The sequence below is a fragment of the Streptosporangium sp. NPDC023825 genome (assembly GCF_040639575.1).
GTDB lineage: Bacteria > Actinomycetota > Actinomycetes > Streptosporangiales > Streptosporangiaceae > Streptosporangium.
In genome coordinates, this window is record NZ_JBFAAE010000001.1 from 122,849 (window position 1) to 140,099 (window position 17,251).

Consider the following 17,251-nt stretch of genomic DNA (forward strand, 5'->3'; position numbering starts at 1 on the left):
AAGACCCTTGAAGGGTATGGCCAATATGGATATGTCGGTGTACGTCATTCACCAATATGGTGACACGGCTCTGGTGGCCGTGATGGGCGAGATAGACGCCTTCAACTATCGGCTGCTGGAGTCGGAGCTGGAGTCGCTCATGCTCGGAGGCGCACGACATATCCTCGTGGACGCCGGGGAGCTGCTCTTCTGCGACGTCAGCGGGGCCCGGGCGCTGGAGCGGATTCACGAGGGCCTCCGCGCGGCCGGAGGAGAGCTGTTCGTCGTCCCCTCCCCGACCGTGATCCGGCTGTTCACCGTGCTCTGGGGAGCGCAGGAGCCCGAGCACCCCGGCCTGGTCGACACCTCCGGCATGGACGATTTCCCCGAGGTCCCACCGGTCCCCCCGCGGCACGTCCCGGCCCTGCGGCGCATCGGCGGCAGGCGCCGCACCCGCCGGGACACCCCCCGGCGCGCCGGGATCCCCGACGCCGAGAAGCCCTCCCCTCGGGAGACCGGCCCGCCGGAACGCACCTCCTCCTGGGAGCGGGAGAGCACGACGCTCCGAGGGCGCATCGCGTCCCTCAGGGAGAGCACGCAGCCCCGGGCCGAGCCGGACGCGGGACACCCGCCCGCCGAACGCGCGGCGCATCCGGCGCTGGAGAGGGCCGCGCGCCTGAGGCGGGAGGCGGCGGCACGCCTGGAGACGCTCCACCTCCAGACGCAGACGACCTGCGCGACGCTGGCCGAGATCCACGACCGGATGGCCGCCCTCCAGGCCGGGCTGGACACCCACCTCGCGATGCGGGCCGCGGTGAGGCTGGCCTGCGAGAACCACGTCAACCTGGCGAAGGCGGATCGGGCGCGCGAGCTCGCCGTCTCCCTCCCCGCCGGGTCCGCCTGAGGCGCGCCCCGGCAGGGGGGCCGAGCGAATGATCAGGCTCCTTCGCGGTTATCCGCGGCCATGCCGGAAAGCATGATGTCGTGACTTTTCCACTCCCCTGAGGGAGAGGAATTCCGCTGAGCCGCTACCGCGGCTCCACGAAGGGCGAGCCGTATGGCGGGCGATCCCGAGATCCACGACAGCTCAGAGGCCCACGACGAACCACAGGACGAGCGTCGCGAGGCCCGCAGGGAATGGAGCGAGCGCACTCGCGAGCGCATCGCCCAGGCCGGTGAGCGGGCCGGGCAGGCCGCCGAGCGCCGGCACGAGCTCGCCCGCGGCGAGACCACGCCGATCTCACCCGACCTCCCGTCGCCCCCGTCCCCGTCGTACGCCGCGTCCCCCGCACCCCCCTCGTCTCCCGTGTCCCCCGACTCACTCTCGCCCTCCGAGCCGCTCTCGTCGCACACCGAACGGACGGACCGGGCCGACGCCCACCTGGGAAAGGCGCGCCTGCGGGCCGACCAGGCCAGGGAGCGCGCGGTGGCCGGATACCGGTCGGCGGCCCAGGCCCACCGGAACGCGGCCGCGAGCCACGACCGGGCCGCGGCGGCGGGAAGCGGGGACGCGGAGACCCACCGGCTCCAGGCGCTGACGCATCGCCGCCAGGCCGCCGCCGACGAGCACCGGGCGTCCACGGCCGAGCGGGCGGGTCCCGATCTCCGGAAAGACGACCCCGGGCGGACCGGCCCCTGATGCGGCCCGCCTGAAGTGGCGTACGAAAACGGGCCGGAATTCGGCGACGGGCCGAACTCGCCTTTGGTTAACGGTTTCTTAGCGCGCCCCTAGCAAAGTCTCCACAAATCTTGGCATATGACACGAATTGCCAAGATTACTGTCGGAACCCTCGCAGCCACCGCCCTCTTGATCGGTGGAGGCGGCATCGCTCTCGCCGCGCAGACGGACGGCGCGGCGATCACCGCCACCGCGGCCGGCACCGGTACGACCGGTGCGACCGCGACCGGCGCCACGGGTACGGCCACCGCACCGGTCACCACCTCGGCGGGCATCTCCTCCGGCAAGGCCGTGCAGATCGCCAGGAAGCGCGTTCCCGGCGCGCGCGTCAGCAAGGTCGAGCGCGAGTGGGAGCACGGCCGGCGGGCCTGGAAGGTCGAGCTGCACAAGGGTGCCTGGGAGTACGACGTCTACGTGTCGGCGAAGACCGGAAAGATCATCAAGTTGAAGCGCGACTACGACGACTGATCAGCAGGACTTGAGAACGCCCTCCATGGCGTCCTTCTCACCGGACGTCACCCACAGGTCGTACTTGACCTTCACCCTGATCTGACGCTCGACGTAGGGGCACCGGTAGGCGCGGCGCGGCGGCAGCCAGGTCGCCGCGTCTCCGGCACCCTTCTGGCCGTTCAGCGGCCCGTCCACGGCCAGCAGGTTCAGCGGGTCGTTGGCGAGTTCCTTCCGCTTGGACGCGGACCACTGCTGGGCGCCCTTCTGCCATGCGTCGGCGAGCGCGACCACGTGGTCGATCTGCACCGCCATGCTGGTCCGCGTCCCGCGCTCGAACTTGATGGTCTTGCCGCTGTACGGATCCTCGAGAATTCCGGACTGCACGACGCAGCCGTCCTCGCCCTTCTTGAAGACCTCTTCCTTCAGGTCGCGAATGAGAATGTCGTTGCGGGTGTCACAGCCGTTCCCGTCAACGTCCGACCACGCGGAACCGAATTCGTCGCGGTCGAACCCGGTCATCGAGGCGCGCCCCTTGACCTGCAGTTTCTTCAAATCCTTGAGCGCCTCGGACGCGGACTTCCCTCCGCCGGAGGACTGCGCCCCGTCGTCCACGCCTCCGCCCGGCACCGGGCCGCAGCCCGCCACCGTGAACGCGATCGTCGCGACGACCACACCTCGTACCAGCGCAGCCCGCACCATGCCACCTCTCACGCGCGTCATTCTCTGAAGCGGCAAATTACCCCAGATAACGTCCTCAATCTTAAAAGCCTCAAGCAGTCTTTGGGGGAACGCAAGAATTTCCGGCCCATCAATCCACGCCTTAACGACATATACCGCGTGACCTGCACAAAGACGCTCACAGGCGCGCCACGATCACCGGACCAGGTGATCGGTTCCCGGAGATCAGGTGATCAGGATCCCGCCGTCGACCGGGATCACCGCACCGGTGACGTACGAGGCGGCGTCCGAGGTGAGGAAGATCGCGGCGGCGACGAGCTCGGCCGGATCGCCGGGGCGCTTCATCAGCACCCGGTGCTCAAGGTGCCAGTTCAGATAGCCCTCGGCGTACTGGTCGGTCATCTCCGAGGCGAAGAAACCCGGCTCGAGGCAGTTGACCCGGATGCCGCGCCGTCCCGTCCACTGCTGGGCGAGATCGCGCGTGAGGCCGACGACCCCCGCCTTGGAGGCGCTGTAGGCGGCCTGCGGCAGCCCGGCGGTCGTCTCGCCCAGGATGCTCCCGACGTTGACGATCGAGGAGCCCGGCCGCATGAGCCTGGCGCAGGCCTGCGCCATCCAGTAGGTGCCGTGCAGGTTGACGTCCACGATCTGCCGGAACTGCTCGGGCGTCTCCTTCAGCGCCGGGACCGCCGAGCCCGCACCCGCGTTGTTGATCAGGATGTCCACCGCGCCCAGCTCGGCCACCGCCGCCTCGGCCAGCGCCTGGCAGTCCTGCGGCCTGGTCACGTCGGTGGCGAGGGCCACGCATCGTCTGCCGGTCTCCTCGACCAGGGCGCGGGTCTCCTCGAGGCGGTCCTTCCTGCGGGCGCCGATCACGATGTCCGCGCCCGCCTCGGCCAGGCCCCTCGCGAACGCGACCCCCAGCCCCGAGGACGCGCCGGTGACGATCGCGACCTTGCCGTCCAGCCGGAATCGTTCCAGCATCCGGATTCTCCTTCGTCCGCCCAATGCGCCGAATGAGATTCTAGGGACCGCGACGAGAATCGCCCGTGAGGGGTCTCCTCACGGGCGAGGCGTTGTCCTGTGCCGCCGACGGCGCGAGCGGTTCACGGACGGTACGGCTTCCCGGGCTCCGAGACGGTCAGGCGGGCGCCGCCCCCTTCCGGGGGCCGGACGACGCCACGGACCGCCGGGCGCGGCCGTGGCGAGCCGTCCTACAGGCCGTACTCCTTGGTGATCCTCTCGTGCCGCTCGACCTCAACGTCGACGGCCTTGGCCAGGTCGAGCCAGGCCAGCGGGTGCACCCAGCGCTCGGTGGCGTCGTCCAGGAGCGCGTCGAGCTCGACCGGGCTGACGTCCGGCGGGACCGCGATCCAGCCGAACACGCCGGGCAGCGGCTCGCCCGAGGTCGGGTGGTTCACGGTGTAGTTGTCGTCGCTGTAGACCCACATCGGCCAGCCGCGCTCGGCCATGACCTCGTTGAACTCCGTCCAGTCGGCCTGGCTGGGAGCGGCGCCGTCGAAGAACCAGCTGGTGTAGCCGCCCGGACGGAGCATGCTGACCGCGGCGAAGGGCGGGACGAAGTTCTCCTGCTCCTCGGCGCTCTCCGGGATCGGCTCGAGCAGCTGCGGCTCGAAGACGACCAGGTCACCCGCGTTGTACTCCATGCCGGGAGGCTGGGGGATGGCCAGGCGCGCCGTCGCGGGGCCGGTGCGCACGCTCAGGACCTGGCGCTGGCTGCCGTCGGGGGCGGGAAGGATGATGCGCACCAGGCCCATCTCCTCCTCGATCGGCCCCTCGCTCGACTTCAGCGGCATCCCGATCTTGGCGGCGCCCAGGCGGACGGTCTCCCAGTCTTCGGCGGCCGTCGCCATGACGACCATCCGCCAGACGTCCTGCTGCTCGATCTCCCCGGAGTCGAGGAGGTCGCGCAGGATGCCCGCGCCCTTGGCGTTGTCGCCGAGCTGCTGCACCGCGGCCGACCACAGGCGGGCCGCCTCGATGCCGGCGCCCGCGGCGGCCGCCGCCTCTCCCTCGGCCGCCGCCTGCTCCCAGCGCTCCCGCGCGGTGTACAGGCGGCCCAGGGCGAGGTGGCGCTGCGCGGCGGGCAGCCGCTCGGCCATCTGCTCCAGGCGCTCGTCCTGGCGCGCCTCGATCAGCAGGCCGCTGAGGTACGCGGCGTCCTGCGGGTCGGCGTTCTCGATGTCGCCGGACTCGACCAGCATGGTCCAGTAGATGTCGGCGCCCCTGGCCGGGTAACCGAGGAAGCCCAGCGTGGTGGTGTGGCGCCGGGTGGCCTCCACGTCACGGCCGGACAGCGGGGTCAGCCAGCCCACCCAGCGCTCCGGGTCGGCGTTGAAGCCGTCGGCGGCGTCGAAGGAGCCGACCAGCTCGGACTCGGGGCCCGGAGCCGGAAGCGGGGTGGCCTCGTCCGCGGCGGCGCGCAGCTCGGCGATCCGCTTGGCGATGTCGCCGGGGTTCCTGAGCTCGCCGGCCGCCGACTCCGCGAGGTCGGCCAGGAGGCGCGCCTGCCAGAGTCCCTGGCGTGCGACCGCCAGGTGCCCCGCGACGAGCGACAGCTCGACCCGGGCGCGGTAGCCGCCCATCATGGCGAAGTAGTCGATCCACTGCTTGAGCACCCGGCCCAGCTGCCAGGTGTTGGTGATCTGCGCCGTTCCGGCGAGCGCGCGGATGGCGTAGGACCACTCCACCCAGACGCGGGGGTGGTCACCCACCACGTCGAGGTCGGGCAGCGCGTCGACGGACTCCTGCACCCGATCGAGGGTGGCGAGCACGAGCGCGCGGAGCACTCCCTCGCGGTGTTCCTTGGCCACCGGGTCGTCGGGCTTGAAACCGGTCGCGGCGTCGAGCGCGGTGAGCGCGTCCTCGGCGCGGCCGGCGGCCAGCAGCGCGCGGGCCGAGGCGGCCCCCAGCTCCCAGCTCGCCTCGCGGCCCGCGCCGCCCAGCGCCGCCACCGCGGCCTCGGCGTGCGAGACGGCCTCGTCGACACGGCCCGCGTCGATCAGCGCCGCGACGTAGTGCTCGGCGACGGAGGCGAAGGCCAGCGAGTCCGGCCCGACGTCCAGCGCCGAGAGCGCGGCCAGCCGCTCGGCGGCGTAACCGGGACCGTCGGCGTTCGCCTGCGCGACGGCCAGCGCCACGACGGCACCGGGCACGGCCGGGCACTCTCGCACGTCCTCCCGCTTGGTGAACTCCACCAGCGTCTCGGCGTCGGCGATCGCGACCGTCCCCTGCGCACGGTCGCCGACGCGGCCGATCAGGTGCCAGTAGCGGGCGTAGAACTCCAGCCAGGGCAGCCGCAGGTTCTCCGCCTGCTGCGCGATGGCGGGCGCGAGCACGTCGAGCTGCGCGTACCGGCCTTCCAGCGCCTGCGCGGGCACATCTCCGATCGCCATAGCCAGACCGGTGTTACCTGCTTCATGCAGTTGCCGCTGGGTGTCGCCCACCCAGGCCCAGATGTCCACGTCCATGAGACGTCAGTCTGCCAGGTCGGCGAGCATGCCCCAAACGGCTTGGGCGAACCCGCACAACCCCGAGGCCTCACGGTATGGACCCACGCACGTGCGGATGAGCGCGGACCCGCCGTGCTCGACGTCCGCGGGGCACCGCGGGGTCACGGAAGATTCACCCGTGCGCCCCGTGGCGTGACCTCCGCGGACACGACACGCCCACGGCGAACGCCGCGCGGGTCGGCGGGGGATCCGAGGTCCCGCGCACGCCTCGGAACGTGACCTCACCGGACACGACCATAAGGAGGCGGCAGGTGGCACGCACAGCTCAGAGAGTGACCTCACCGGACACGACCGGGAGGAAACGACAGGTGGCGCGCACGGCTCAGAGCGTGACCTCACCGGACGCGACGAGGACGGCGGGACCCGCCAGGTAGCTGGTGTGCTCGTCGAGGGTGACGGTGACGGTGCCGCCGAGCACCTCCACCGCCCAGGTGCCGCTGGTCTCACCGGCCAGCCGCGCGGCCGCCACGGCCGAGGCGACGGCACCGGTGCCGCAGGACCTGGTCTCGCCCGAGCCGCGCTCGAAGACCCGCATGACGACCCGGCGCGGGCCCACCGGATTGAGCAGCTCGATGTTGACCCCCGCCGGGAACACCTCGGGGTCGAACGCGGGCTGGTGGCTCAGGTCGAGCTGGGCCACCGGGTCGCCGATGACGCAGGCCAGGTGGGGGTTGCCCATGTCGACGTGGAGTCCCTCGTACTCGTGGCCCGCGACGGTCGTGCGGCTCGCCCCCAGCACCCGGGGCGGGCCCATCTCGACGGTCACGTCACCCGTCTCCGCGAGCCGCACCCGCTTGACGCCCCCCCTGGTCGCGATGCCGAACTCCCCCGGCGCGGCGAGGCCCGCGTCGACCAGGTATCGGGCGAAGACACGCGTCCCGTTGCCGCACATCTCGGCAATGCCGCCGTCGGCGTTGCGGTAGTCCATGAACCACTCGGCCTCGCCCGCCTGGCCGGACACCTCCGGGCTGAGCTTCGTCCGCGTCACGCGCAGCACGCCGTCCGCGCCGATCCCCGCGCGCCGGTCGCACAACGCCGCCACGAGCGTCGCGGACAGCTCCAGCTCACCGTCCGGGTCGGGGAGGATGACGAAGTCGTTCTCGGTGCCGTGTCCCTTCGCGAATCGCATGGGACCAACTCTATCCAGGCACGCGTCCGCCCCCGCCGCCCCGCCCTGCCCCGCCGCCCGGCCGGTCTCCGGGCCGGGGAGCGGTCAGCCGCGGATCGCGGCGAGCGCGCGGCCCAGGAGGTCCGGTTCCCGCTGGGGCAGCCAGATCACGCGGGGATCGCGGCGGAACCACGACTCCTGACGGCGGACGAACCTGCGCGTCGCCCGTACCGTCTCCTGCTTCGCCTCCTCCTCGGTGCACTCACCGCCGAGGAAGCTCAGCACCTGCGCGTACCCGAGGGCGCGGCTGGCCGTACGGCCTCCGGCGAGCCCGCGCGCGGCCAGTTCCCTGACCTCGTCCACCAACCCGGCCCGCCACATGTGCTCGACCCGTGCCTCGACCCGGGCGTCCAGCACCTCCCTGGGCACCTCCACCCCCAGCTGGACGCTGTCGTAGACGGCGTCGTACGACGGCATCGTGGCCGAGAACGGCCGCCCGGAGATCTCGATGACCTCCAGGGCCCGGACGATCCTGCGCCCGTTGCCCGGGAGGATGGTCTCGGCGGCCTTCGGGTCGCGCTCGCGGAGCCGCTCGTACAGCGGGCCGGGGCCGCTCAGGTCGAGCTCGGCCTCCAGCCGGGCACGCACCTCCGGGTCGGTGCCGGGGAACTCCAGGTCGTCCAGGGCGGCCCGCACGTACAGCCCGGATCCGCCCACCAGGATCGGCACGATCCCCTTGGCCCGCAGGCCGTCGATGATCGGCCGGGCCAGCGACTGGTACTCGGCCACGCTGGCCGCCCTCGTCACGTCCCAGATGTCCAGCAGGTGGTGAGGCACCCCCCTGCGCTCCTCCACGGAGAGTTTCGCCGTCCCGATGTCCATTCCTTGGTAAAGCTGCATGGAGTCGGTATTGATCACCTCGCCCCCCAGTTCGAGGGCGAGATCCACGGCCAGGTCGGACTTTCCGGCCGCGGTCGGGCCGACGACGGCGATGACGGGTAGCTGAGGCACGGGGTAAGTCTGCCAACTACCCGGGTATGGGTGAGAAACGATGCGTCCTCGCATCGGAATTGGGGGATTCACCATGTCGATCCTCGACAAGGTCAAGCACATGCTGGGTGGCAGCGCCAAGACCGAAGAGCTCGCCAAACAGGGCATCGACAAGGCGGAGCGGATCGCCAAGGAGAAGCTGGGCGGAAAACACGCCCGGCGCATCGACACCGCCGCGCAGAAGGCCAGGGAGATGGCCGACAAGATCGACGAATCGGACACCAGGCCCCCGGGTACGACACCCGCGCCCGAGCGGGACGACAGCACGTCCGGACCCGGCCGGCCCGGCACGACACCCGCGCCCGGCCGCGCCACGCCTCCCGGACGGGACGACAGCACGTCCGGACCCGGCCAGCCCGGCACCACGCCACCGCCCTACGGGCCGTAGGCGGTCGGCGAGGCCGATCGCAGGTCCCGGTCAGTCCCAGTCGAGCATCGGCTGCAGGTAGCCCTCCAGGGTGAGCAGCCGGCGCTTCGACTCCACGCCGTCGCCCCCGCTGAACCCGCCGAGCCCGTTCCCGGCGACCACCCGGTGGCACGGCACGATGACGGGGACCGGGTTGGCTCCCATGATCGACCCGATGGCCCGCGCCGGCACACCCGTCCCGCTGCGGGCCGCCAGCTCCCCGTAGGTCACCACCTTGCCGTACGGAACCGTCTCGTAGAGCGTGCCGAGCACCCTGCGCTGCACCGGCGAGGTCAGCCGCCAGTCCACCGCGACCCCGAAGACCTTCAGCCTGCCCGCGTAGTAGTCGCCCAGCTCGCCGAGCACGGCCGCCGTCCTGCCGGGGTCGTCCGCCTCATCCAGCCCCAGCCGTTCGAGCAGGCGGGCCCTGAACCGGGACGGCTCTCCCCAGCCCACACTCGCCACACCGTCCTCGGTCACGGCGACGGCCATGTCCCCCAGCGGTGTCGGAACGCTCCCGAACGCCACGCTCCCCGCCATCGGCCTCCGCCCCCTTCGCGAACCCGTCGTCCCCGGCGCCCCGGGCACCGTCCTCTCCCGCCACCGTAACCGCCCCGGGCGGGATCACTCCGTCCAGCGGGCGGCGAAGTAGCCGACGCCGTAGGGCGCGTCGTCGTAGAGGATCTCACCGCGCAGGGCGCTCCCGCACCCGCCGAGGACCTGCAGGGCCGCGCGACCGGCGACCCACAGCTCGGCGGCCTCGCCGGGGTCGAGCACCGGGACCTCGCCGCGGGCGAGCGCCTCGACGATCGCCCTGTCGTACGGTTTCGCGCGAGGGTCCAGGTATCCGGGGGACTTCTCGGTGAGGCGGGCCGAGCCGTCGGCCATGACGAGCATCGCCACGCGACCGGCCGTGGCCGCCAGACGCTCCCCCAGGGCCGCGCACTCCCCCGGAGCCGCGTCGAAGGAGATCGCGTGGAATCCCGAGGCGGTCAGGCGCTCTCCTTCGAGGAGCCGGCGGCCGATCGTCAGGGACAGCGGCAGGACGGGCTCCCCCTCGCCGCTCCGGACGTCGACGCCCCAGGGCGCGAGGCTCCCGGCGGAGTCCGCGCCGTACGCCGCGGTCCGGTCCGCGCCTCCCACCACCACGATCTCGTCGGCGCCGGCGTCGCGCAACGCCCCGACCGCGGCCGCGCAGGCCGCCCTGAGGTCGTCGAGCTCCGCGGCCGCGGTCCCGGCCAGCTCGGGGACCAGCAGCGGGGGATGCGGGCACACGGCCGCGGCGACAAGCACCTCGCCAGACTAACGGAGCCCTGCCGGCGCGGCCCTCTCCGGGAACCGCCCCGCCGTCTCGCCGTCTTGCGTCGTCGTGTCTCGCGTCGTCGTGTCTCGCTGTCTCGCGTCGTCGCGTCGTCGCGTCGTCGCGTCGTCGCGTCGTCGCGTCGTCGCGTCGTCGCGGCTCGTATTTCGCGGCTCGAGGCGAGAACGGCCGTGCGGGACAACGGCTCGCGGGATGCCGGAACGCGGCGGGGCACGGTGATCCGCTCACCGTGCCCCACGTGCCGAACGTGTCCGGCGGGCCGGAGACGTGCGGCTTTCCGATCTCGGTCAGTAGCCGCCGATGGGCCCCTGGGGATGCACGTAGCCGGCGGGGTCGTCGGTGCTGGAGTCCTGCGGCCGCTGACTGCTCTGCGGCTGCTTCGACGGTTTGTCCTTCGAAGGGCTTCCGGCGGCCGACTCGGCTCCGGGCTCGCCCTCGTCCGCCCCACCGGTGCCGGCGCCGGCACCGGAGTCGGCGCCGCCTCCGGCGGACGTGTCATCGGCTCCGGAGGCGGCGTCCGCCCCCTTCCCCTTCTCCGGCTTCCGCTTCGTGGCCTGCGGCGGGCTCTGGTCCGGCGCGGGCTCCTGGGACGCCTCCTGGGCACTGTCCGGCGCCGGCGGCACCCGGGGGTCGTCGCCCCCGGCGTTCATGAAGGCGAAGACCGCACCCCCGCCCAGGAGGGCGGCGGCGAGGACGGAGAAGACGGCTATGGCCAGGCCGTTCATCCGCTGGGGCTTGCGCTTGCGCTTGCGAGGCTTCTTGGGCCCGTCGGCCGGGCCGACGAGGATCTCTGGCTCTCCGGGACTGCCCGGAGATGGAGGGACGTGCATGAGGAAGAACTCCCTGCGGCTCTCGGGGGGAAACCTCCACGGCTTCCGAGGGTGCCGAACCACAGTAGTCACAGCAGGGAAATGCTCGCACACCAATCACAGGCGAATCACGAAATATCGTTCTTCAGGGAAGTCGCGGCGACCCCGCGCGCATCCCCCCTGGCAGGGACGGCGGTGTCGCCGGAATCGCCGCCGCCATCGGGGATTCCGGAAATTCGATCATGGATTCGCGCCACGTGGAGGGGTGCCTTCGAAAAAGCGCCCGGAAGATCTCGGCCGAAGGGAGAAACTCGGGAGAGACGCTTCCGGGCGCGGCGCCCGAGGGGCGGGACCTCAGGAGACGGAGCAGCCCGAGGTCTCCGGGAGCGGGGCGGGACGGCCGATCGAGGGCATGCCCAGCATGACCCCGGGACCGGCTCCGGCCGGGGCGCCCTGGCGGGCCTCCCAGGCGTCGCCCGCGCGGGTTCGGCGGAGCCTCAGCGCGGGACCGTCGGCGACCAGGTGGTGCGGTGCCGCGTACGTGACCTCGGCGCTCACCACGTCACCCGGGCGCGGGGTCTCGGCACCGGGGGTGAAGTGCACCAGACGGTTGTCGGGGGCCCGCCCCGACATGCGGTGGGTCGCCTCGTCCTTGCGGCCCTCGCCCTCGGCGACCAGCACCTCGAGCGTCCGGCCGACCTGCTTCTTGTTCTCCGCCCAGGAGATCTCGGTCTGCAGGGCGACGAGCCGCTCGTAGCGCTCCTGCACGACCTCCTTGGGAACCTGGTGCTCCATGGTGGCGGCGGGGGTGCCGGGCCGGATGGAGTACTGGAACGTGAAGGCGTTGGCGAACCGCGACTCGCGCACCACGTCGAGGGTGGCCTGGAAGTCCTCCTCGGTCTCGCCGGGGAAGCCCACGATGATGTCGGTGGAGATCGCCGCGTCGGGCATCGCCGCGCGGACCCGTTCGATGATACCCAGGTAGCGCTCGGCCCGGTAGGAGCGGCGCATCGCCTTGAGGACACGGTCCGAGCCCGACTGCAGCGGCATGTGGAGCTGGTGCATCACGTTGGGCGTCTCGGCCATCGCCGCGATGACGTCGTCGGTGAACGCCGCCGGGTGCGGGCTGGTGAAGCGGACCCGCTCCAGGCCCTCGATGTCGCCGCAGGCCCGCAGCAGCTTGCCGAAGGCCAGCCGGTCGCCGAACTCCACGCCGTAGGTGTTGACGTTCTGGCCGAGGAGGGTGATCTCCAGCACACCCTGGTCGACCAGGGTGCGCACCTCGTTGAGAACGTCGCCGGGGCGGCGGTCCTTCTCCTTGCCGCGCAGGGCGGGCACGATGCAGAACGTGCAGGTGTTGTTGCACCCCACGGAGACCGACACCCAGGCGGCGTAGGCGGACTCGCGCTTGGTCGGCAGCGTGCTCGGGAAGGTCTCCAGGGACTCCTTGATCTCGACCTGGGCCTCCTGCTGGACGCGCGCCCGCTCCAGCAGCACCGGCAGCGAGCCGATGTTGTGGGTGCCGAACACCACGTCCACCCAGGGCGCCCTGCGGACGATCTCCCCCTGGTCCTTCTGCGCCAGGCAGCCGCCCACGGCGATCTGCATGCCGGGGTTGCCCACCTTCGAGGGGCGCAGGTGGCCGAGGTTGCCGTAGAGCTTGTTGTCGGCGTTCTCCCGTACGGCACAGGTGTTGAACACGACCACGTCGGCCGTCTCCCCCTGGGCGGCCGGGACGTATCCGGCGTCCTCCAGGAGGCCTGACAGGCGCTCGGAGTCGTGCACGTTCATCTGGCACCCATAGGTACGGACCTCGTACGTGCGGGCGCTCTCCACGGTGGCAGTCATCTCACGACAAGGGTAGGCGCTCCGCCGAACCTTCAGGTACGCCCCCAACCTCTCGAACTCCAGGTAATCGATCAGTCACTCAACGTCAATTCTCTCGCTAAGCTGGGACTCCAAAGCCGCATGCGAGAATTAGGACTCGACCGACAGCTGAGAGTGGTGAGCCACGGTGGCGATGCTCGTGCAGACCTCGGAGGCCCCGGTGAAGGCCAAGAAGCCCGTGAAGAAGCCGCGCAAGAAGCCGCAGAGCACCGCGGTCCCGGCGGCGGGCTTCTGGGAGACACCCGGCGAACTCGGCATCGACGAATGGTTCGAGCTCAACTCCCGCGATGACGGCGGCCGCTACGAGCTCATCGACGGGAGCCTGATCGTGTCTCCTGCCCCATCCGCCCAGCATCAGTGGATCGGCGACCGGCTCCGCCGGTTCCTGGAGGACTCCGCCCCCGAGGAGTTGATGGTCGTCACCGGCACCGGGCTCCTCCTGGACTCCCGGCCGGGCGTCATTCCGGACGTCATGGTCGTGGAACGGAAACCGATTCGCGACGGCGCCCAGGTCGTCGACCCGGAATGGGCTCACCTCGTCGTGGAGATCGTCTCCAGGTCCACCACGGCCGTGGATCGGATCATCAAGCCGGTGAAGTACGCGGAGGCCGGGATCCCTCACTTCTGGCGCGTCGAGATGAAACCGTTCCGGGGGCAGGGCGCCGACGAGCTTCCGGTGATCTTCACGTACGCCCTTGACGAGAACGACGACTATCAGCTCATTCACCGTGTCGCCACCGGAACGGCCGTGAACCTGACGGAACCGTTCGCGTTCAGGGTTGACCCCGAGGCCCTGAGCAGGATTTGATGATCAAGGTGTGAGCAGGCCGTGATCTGATCGGTACCGCAGGGTTAGCCCCAGGTGCCCTTTACAGAATTACCTTGTCCACCATGACGGAGAACGGGGACAAGACTCCTCTGGTCGTGCTCGAAGGCGTCAACAAGCACTTCGGCAGCCTGCACGTCCTTCGGGACATCAATCTGACGATCTCCCGCGGCGAGGTCCTCGTCGTCATCGGCCCATCGGGCGGCGGCAAGTCGACCCTCTGCCGGACGATCAACCGGCTGGAGGCGATCGACGAGGGAACCATCACCTTCGACGGGCAGCCGCTCGCGGCCGAGGGCAAGACCCTGGCCAAGCTCAGGTCCGAGGTCGGGATGGTGTTCCAGTCCTTCAACCTGTTCGCGCACAAGACGATCCTCGAGAACGTCACTCTCGGGCCGATCAAGGTTCGCGGCATCGCGAAGGGCGAAGCGGAGCGGCGGGGCATGGAGTTGCTGGAGCGGGTCGGCATCGGCGCCCAGGCGTCGAAGTACCCCGCGCAGCTCTCGGGAGGTCAGCAGCAGCGCGTGGCGATCGCCCGCGCCCTGGCCATGGACCCCAAGATGATCCTGTTCGACGAGCCGACCTCGGCGCTCGACCCGGAGATGGTCCAGGAGGTGCTCGACGTCATGATCGGCCTCGCCCAGGAGGGCATGACGATGATGGTCGTCACCCATGAGATGGGCTTCGCCCGCCGCGCGGCGAACCGCGTGGTGTTCATGGCCGAGGGTCAGATCGTTGAGGAGAACACCCCCGAGGAGTTCTTCACCAACGCCAGGACCGGCCGGGCCAAGGACTTCCTCTCCAAGATCCTCACTCACTGACGGCTCTGCTCATCCCTGATATGTCCCTGATGAAAGACGAGGTAGCAAGAATGCGTGTACGTCGTATTGGAGCCGTGGTGATCGCAGCCGCGGCGGCGATGGCCGGTCTGACCGCGTGCGGCGACGACGCCGGCGGCGGAAGCGACAAGTTCGTGGTGGGCATCAAGGTCGACCAGCCCGGCCTCGGGCAGAAGCAGCCCGACGGCTCCTTCAAGGGGTTCGACGTCGACGTTGCCCGGTATGTCGCCAAGGAGCTCGGCTACACGGACGACAAGATTGAGTTCAAGGAGGCCATCTCGGCCAACCGCGAGTCTTTCATCCAGCAGGGCCAGGTCAACGCCGTGATCGCGACCTACTCGATCACCGACGACCGCAAGAAGAAGGTGGCCTTCGCCGGCCCGTACCTGGTCACCGGCCAGGACATCCTGACCCGGGCGGACGACACCACGATCAACAGCGTCGAGGACCTCAAGACCAAGAAGGTCTGTGGCGCCCAGGGCTCCTCCTCCCCCGCCCGCCTGGTCGAGAAGTTCGGCGACGAGTGGAAGAGCGGTTTCCTCACCGAGCAGCAGGGCTACGGCGCCTGCCTGCCGCTGCTGGAGAACAAGCAGGTCGACGCGATCTCCACCGACGCGACGATCCTGGCCGGCTTCGCCACCCAGTCCCCCGGCAAGTTCCGCCTCGTCGGCAAGCCCTTCTCCGAGGAGAAGTACGGCATCGGCCTGAAGCTGGAGGACAAGGAGACCCGCGAGAAGGTCAACGCGGCCGTGGAGAAGATGTTCAAGGACGGCGCCTGGAAGAAGGCCATCGACGCCAACTTCGGCGAGTTCGGGAAGTTCTTCACCACCCCGCCGGCTGTCGAGCGCTACTGATTCGGTCACACCTCGGCCGGGGCGTACGGACGCCCCGGCCTGTGACCTCTGGAGGGATGAGTGCAGGCACTCTTCGATGAGTTCCCGATCATTCGGGACGCTTTCTGGTTGACGATACGGCTCACCCTCGCCAGCGGGCTGGTGGCGCTCGTGCTCGGGACGATCCTCGCGGGCATGCGGGTGAGCCCGCTGCCGATCCTGCGCGGGATCGGCACGGCGTACGTGAACGTCCTGCGGAACACCCCGCTGACGCTGGTGATCGTGTTCTGCGGGCTGGGCCTCGGCCTGGTCCTGGACGTCTCGTTCTCCGAGAGCCTGTCCACCAACTACCTGTGGCTCTCCATCATCGGACTGTCCGCCTACACGGCGGCGTTCGTCTGCGAGGCGATCCGGGCCGGGATCAACACGGTCCCGGTCGGCCAGGCGGAGGCGGCCCGCGCCATCGGGCTCACGTTCGGCCAGAACCTGAGGCTGATCGTGCTGCCCCAGGCGTTCCGCGCGGTGATCGCCCCGCTGGGCAGCATCCTGATCGCGTTGACCAAGAACACCACGATCGCCGCGGCCATCGGGGTGGGTGAGGCGTCCCTGACCATGAAGACGCTGTTCGAGGCGCACGGCGACGCGGTCATCCAGATCTTCGCCGGGTTCGCGCTGGGCTTTTTGATCCTGACCCTGCCGACCGGACTGCTGTTCGGCTGGCTGGCCAAGCGCCTGGCGGTGGTCCGATGACCGCGGTCACCGCCGAGCGGCCCCCGGCGCGCAAGCGGCGCGCCGAGAGCTCGGAGAACGTCAGCGTCCTGTACGACATTCCCGGCCCCAAGGCCCGGGTACGCAACAACGTGCTCACCGTGCTGGTCGTCCTCGCCGTGCTGTTCGCGGTGTACGTGATGGTGACCAAGCTCGGCGAGAAGAACCAGCTCAACGCCGAGTTGTGGACGCCGTTCCTGCGCGGCGACGTGTGGATCAACCTGATCCTGCCCGGCCTGGTCAACACGCTCAGCGCGGCCGCGGTGGCGGCGCTGATCGCGGTGCCGTTCGGCTTCGTCTTCGGCATCGGCCGGCTCTCGGCGAACGCCTGGATCCGCCGCGCCTCGGGTGCCGTCGTCGAGTTCTTCCGGGCGATCCCGCTGCTGATCATGATCTTCGCGGTGATGTTCGGCGGGAGCGCGGTCTTCGGGCTCACCGTGACGCCCTTCTGGGCGGTGGTGATCGGCCTGGTCCTGTACAACGGCTCGGTGCTGGCGGAGATCGTACGGGCGGGCATCCTGTCCATCCCCCGGGGGCAGAGCGAGGCCGCGCTCGCGGTCGGCCTGCGTCCGGGCCAGGTGATGCGGATGATCCTGCTGCCGCAGGCGGTCACGGTCATGATGCCGGCGATCGTGGCGCAGCTGGTGGTGCTCCTGAAGGACACCGCCCTGGGCTTCATCGTGTCGTTCGAGGACCTGCTGAACGCGGGGGCACGCGTGCTGCCCTCCAACTTCAACAACATCATTCCCGCCGTGATCGTCATCGCGATCATCTACATCATCATCAACGTGATGGTGGGCGCCGTCGCCACCTGGCTGGAGAGGCGGAGCCGTCGCAGCAGGAAGACCGCGGCCAAGCCGATCGCCCGGCCCGACTCGCCGACGGCGGTCGAGGGCGGCCTCGGAACTCCCACCACCCCGGCTCCGTAAAAACACGGCGGCCTCGTACAAACACGGCGGCCTCGCAGGAACACGGCAGCCCAAGGGCGGTCACCGGATCCGGTGACCGCCCTTTCGCGTGCCGGGCGGGCGAAAACATCCGCAGGCCGGCTTATGGCGGAGACCGGACCAACGGCCCTCATCTCAT

At 70.4% G+C, this 17,251-nt stretch carries 18 protein-coding genes; 9 read left to right on the plus strand and 9 right to left on the minus strand.

Annotated elements, in window-relative coordinates; translation table 11 throughout:
* Window positions 1–16 precede the first annotated feature (16 nt).
* The 3 genes from AB0G15_RS00565 to AB0G15_RS00575 all read left to right on the plus strand — a co-directional run bounded on the left by AB0G15_RS00565 (window position 17) and on the right by AB0G15_RS00575 (window position 2,125).
* Window positions 17–883: an STAS domain-containing protein gene (locus AB0G15_RS00565; protein WP_362834266.1), complete on the plus strand. Its 867-nt coding sequence runs from the start codon at window positions 17–19 to the stop codon at window positions 881–883.
* A 153-nt stretch (window positions 884–1,036) separates the two neighbouring features.
* The gene (locus tag AB0G15_RS00570; protein WP_362834267.1) at window positions 1,037–1,618 is read left to right on the plus strand and encodes a hypothetical protein; all 582 of its coding nucleotides are present in this window, start codon (window positions 1,037–1,039) and stop codon (window positions 1,616–1,618) included.
* A gap of 117 nt (window positions 1,619–1,735) precedes the next feature.
* Complete coding sequence (locus tag AB0G15_RS00575; protein WP_362834268.1) at window positions 1,736–2,125, plus strand: PepSY domain-containing protein; 390 nt, start codon at window positions 1,736–1,738, stop codon at window positions 2,123–2,125.
* Here the strand turns inward: AB0G15_RS00575 and AB0G15_RS00580 are convergent, their stop codons facing one another.
* The 5 genes from AB0G15_RS00580 to miaA all read right to left on the minus strand — a co-directional run bounded on the left by AB0G15_RS00580 (window position 2,126) and on the right by miaA (window position 8,437).
* On the minus strand, window positions 2,126–2,818 hold the full coding sequence (locus AB0G15_RS00580; RefSeq protein ID WP_362834269.1) for an HNH endonuclease family protein: 693 nt from the start codon (window positions 2,816–2,818) through the stop codon (window positions 2,126–2,128).
* A 192-nt stretch (window positions 2,819–3,010) separates the two neighbouring features.
* Window positions 3,011–3,769: an SDR family oxidoreductase gene (locus AB0G15_RS00585; RefSeq protein ID WP_362834270.1), complete on the minus strand. Its 759-nt coding sequence runs from the start codon at window positions 3,767–3,769 to the stop codon at window positions 3,011–3,013.
* Window positions 3,770–3,999: 230 nt separating this feature from the next.
* Window positions 4,000–6,276 carry a tetratricopeptide repeat protein gene (locus AB0G15_RS00590; protein ID WP_362834271.1) on the minus strand — a complete coding sequence of 759 codons (2,277 nt, stop codon included), beginning with the start codon at window positions 6,274–6,276 and terminating at the stop codon, window positions 4,000–4,002.
* A 364-nt stretch (window positions 6,277–6,640) separates the two neighbouring features.
* Entirely contained in the window at window positions 6,641–7,447 is an 807-nt protein-coding gene (gene dapF / locus AB0G15_RS00595; RefSeq protein ID WP_362834272.1) for a diaminopimelate epimerase, read from the minus strand.
* A gap of 84 nt (window positions 7,448–7,531) precedes the next feature.
* Entirely contained in the window at window positions 7,532–8,437 is a 906-nt protein-coding gene (gene miaA, locus AB0G15_RS00600) for a tRNA (adenosine(37)-N6)-dimethylallyltransferase MiaA (RefSeq protein ID WP_362834273.1), read from the minus strand.
* A 73-nt stretch (window positions 8,438–8,510) separates the two neighbouring features.
* Between miaA and AB0G15_RS00605 the strand changes: the two genes are divergently transcribed.
* Window positions 8,511–8,864, plus strand: coding sequence for an antitoxin (locus tag AB0G15_RS00605; RefSeq protein WP_362834274.1), 354 nt, complete (start codon window positions 8,511–8,513; stop codon window positions 8,862–8,864).
* 30 nt (window positions 8,865–8,894) lie between these two features.
* Here the strand turns inward: AB0G15_RS00605 and AB0G15_RS00610 are convergent, their stop codons facing one another.
* From AB0G15_RS00610 to miaB, 4 genes are all read right to left on the minus strand, one after another.
* The gene (locus AB0G15_RS00610; protein ID WP_362834275.1) at window positions 8,895–9,422 is read right to left on the minus strand and encodes a methylated-DNA--[protein]-cysteine S-methyltransferase; all 528 of its coding nucleotides are present in this window, start codon (window positions 9,420–9,422) and stop codon (window positions 8,895–8,897) included.
* Between the two features lie 84 nt (window positions 9,423–9,506).
* Window positions 9,507–10,175, minus strand: coding sequence for a hypothetical protein (locus AB0G15_RS00615; protein WP_362834276.1), 669 nt, complete (start codon window positions 10,173–10,175; stop codon window positions 9,507–9,509).
* A 315-nt stretch (window positions 10,176–10,490) separates the two neighbouring features.
* Window positions 10,491–11,033, minus strand: a complete 543-nt coding sequence (locus tag AB0G15_RS00620) for a hypothetical protein (RefSeq protein WP_362834277.1) — start codon at window positions 11,031–11,033, stop codon at window positions 10,491–10,493.
* 333 nt (window positions 11,034–11,366) lie between these two features.
* On the minus strand, window positions 11,367–12,860 hold the full coding sequence (gene miaB / locus AB0G15_RS00625) for a tRNA (N6-isopentenyl adenosine(37)-C2)-methylthiotransferase MiaB (RefSeq protein ID WP_362834278.1): 1,494 nt from the start codon (window positions 12,858–12,860) through the stop codon (window positions 11,367–11,369).
* A gap of 172 nt (window positions 12,861–13,032) precedes the next feature.
* On the opposite strand from miaB, the gene AB0G15_RS00630 reads away from it, so the two are divergent.
* From AB0G15_RS00630 to AB0G15_RS00650, 5 genes are all read left to right on the plus strand, one after another.
* Complete coding sequence (locus tag AB0G15_RS00630) at window positions 13,033–13,707, plus strand: Uma2 family endonuclease (protein WP_362834469.1); 675 nt, start codon at window positions 13,033–13,035, stop codon at window positions 13,705–13,707.
* Window positions 13,708–13,790: 83 nt separating this feature from the next.
* A complete protein-coding gene (locus AB0G15_RS00635; protein ID WP_362834279.1) occupies window positions 13,791–14,546 on the plus strand; it encodes an amino acid ABC transporter ATP-binding protein in 756 nt (251 codons plus the stop codon).
* Window positions 14,547–14,620: 74 nt separating this feature from the next.
* Entirely contained in the window at window positions 14,621–15,418 is a 798-nt protein-coding gene (locus tag AB0G15_RS00640) for a glutamate ABC transporter substrate-binding protein (protein WP_362834280.1), read from the plus strand.
* A 60-nt stretch (window positions 15,419–15,478) separates the two neighbouring features.
* On the plus strand, window positions 15,479–16,147 hold the full coding sequence (locus AB0G15_RS00645) for an amino acid ABC transporter permease (RefSeq protein ID WP_362834281.1): 669 nt from the start codon (window positions 15,479–15,481) through the stop codon (window positions 16,145–16,147).
* On the plus strand, window positions 16,144–17,094 hold the full coding sequence (locus AB0G15_RS00650) for an amino acid ABC transporter permease (protein ID WP_362834282.1): 951 nt from the start codon (window positions 16,144–16,146) through the stop codon (window positions 17,092–17,094). The genes AB0G15_RS00645 and AB0G15_RS00650 overlap by 4 nt, the downstream gene beginning before the upstream one ends.
* The last annotated feature ends 157 nt before the right edge of the window (window positions 17,095–17,251 follow it).

Excerpts from the sequence above, each read along its gene's own strand:
- AB0G15_RS00565 (WP_362834266.1), top strand. The coding sequence starts at position 17 with ATGGCCAATATGGATATGTCGGTGTACGTCATTCACCAATATGGTGAC.
- AB0G15_RS00570 (WP_362834267.1), top strand. The coding sequence starts at position 1,037 with ATGGCGGGCGATCCCGAGATCCACGACAGCTCAGAGGCCCACGACGAA.
- AB0G15_RS00575 (WP_362834268.1), top strand. The coding sequence starts at position 1,736 with ATGACACGAATTGCCAAGATTACTGTCGGAACCCTCGCAGCCACCGCC.
- AB0G15_RS00585 (WP_362834270.1), bottom strand. The coding sequence starts at position 3,769 with ATGCTGGAACGATTCCGGCTGGACGGCAAGGTCGCGATCGTCACCGGC.
- AB0G15_RS00590 (WP_362834271.1), bottom strand. The coding sequence starts at position 6,276 with ATGGACGTGGACATCTGGGCCTGGGTGGGCGACACCCAGCGGCAACTG.
- dapF (WP_362834272.1), bottom strand. The coding sequence starts at position 7,447 with ATGCGATTCGCGAAGGGACACGGCACCGAGAACGACTTCGTCATCCTC.
- AB0G15_RS00605 (WP_362834274.1), top strand. The coding sequence starts at position 8,511 with ATGTCGATCCTCGACAAGGTCAAGCACATGCTGGGTGGCAGCGCCAAG.
- AB0G15_RS00610 (WP_362834275.1), bottom strand. The coding sequence starts at position 9,422 with ATGGCGGGGAGCGTGGCGTTCGGGAGCGTTCCGACACCGCTGGGGGAC.
- AB0G15_RS00620 (WP_362834277.1), bottom strand. The coding sequence starts at position 11,033 with ATGCACGTCCCTCCATCTCCGGGCAGTCCCGGAGAGCCAGAGATCCTC.
- miaB (WP_362834278.1), bottom strand. The coding sequence starts at position 12,860 with ATGACTGCCACCGTGGAGAGCGCCCGCACGTACGAGGTCCGTACCTAT.
- AB0G15_RS00630 (WP_362834469.1), top strand. The coding sequence starts at position 13,033 with ATGCTCGTGCAGACCTCGGAGGCCCCGGTGAAGGCCAAGAAGCCCGTG.
- AB0G15_RS00635 (WP_362834279.1), top strand. The coding sequence starts at position 13,791 with ATGACGGAGAACGGGGACAAGACTCCTCTGGTCGTGCTCGAAGGCGTC.
- AB0G15_RS00650 (WP_362834282.1), top strand. The coding sequence starts at position 16,144 with ATGACCGCGGTCACCGCCGAGCGGCCCCCGGCGCGCAAGCGGCGCGCC.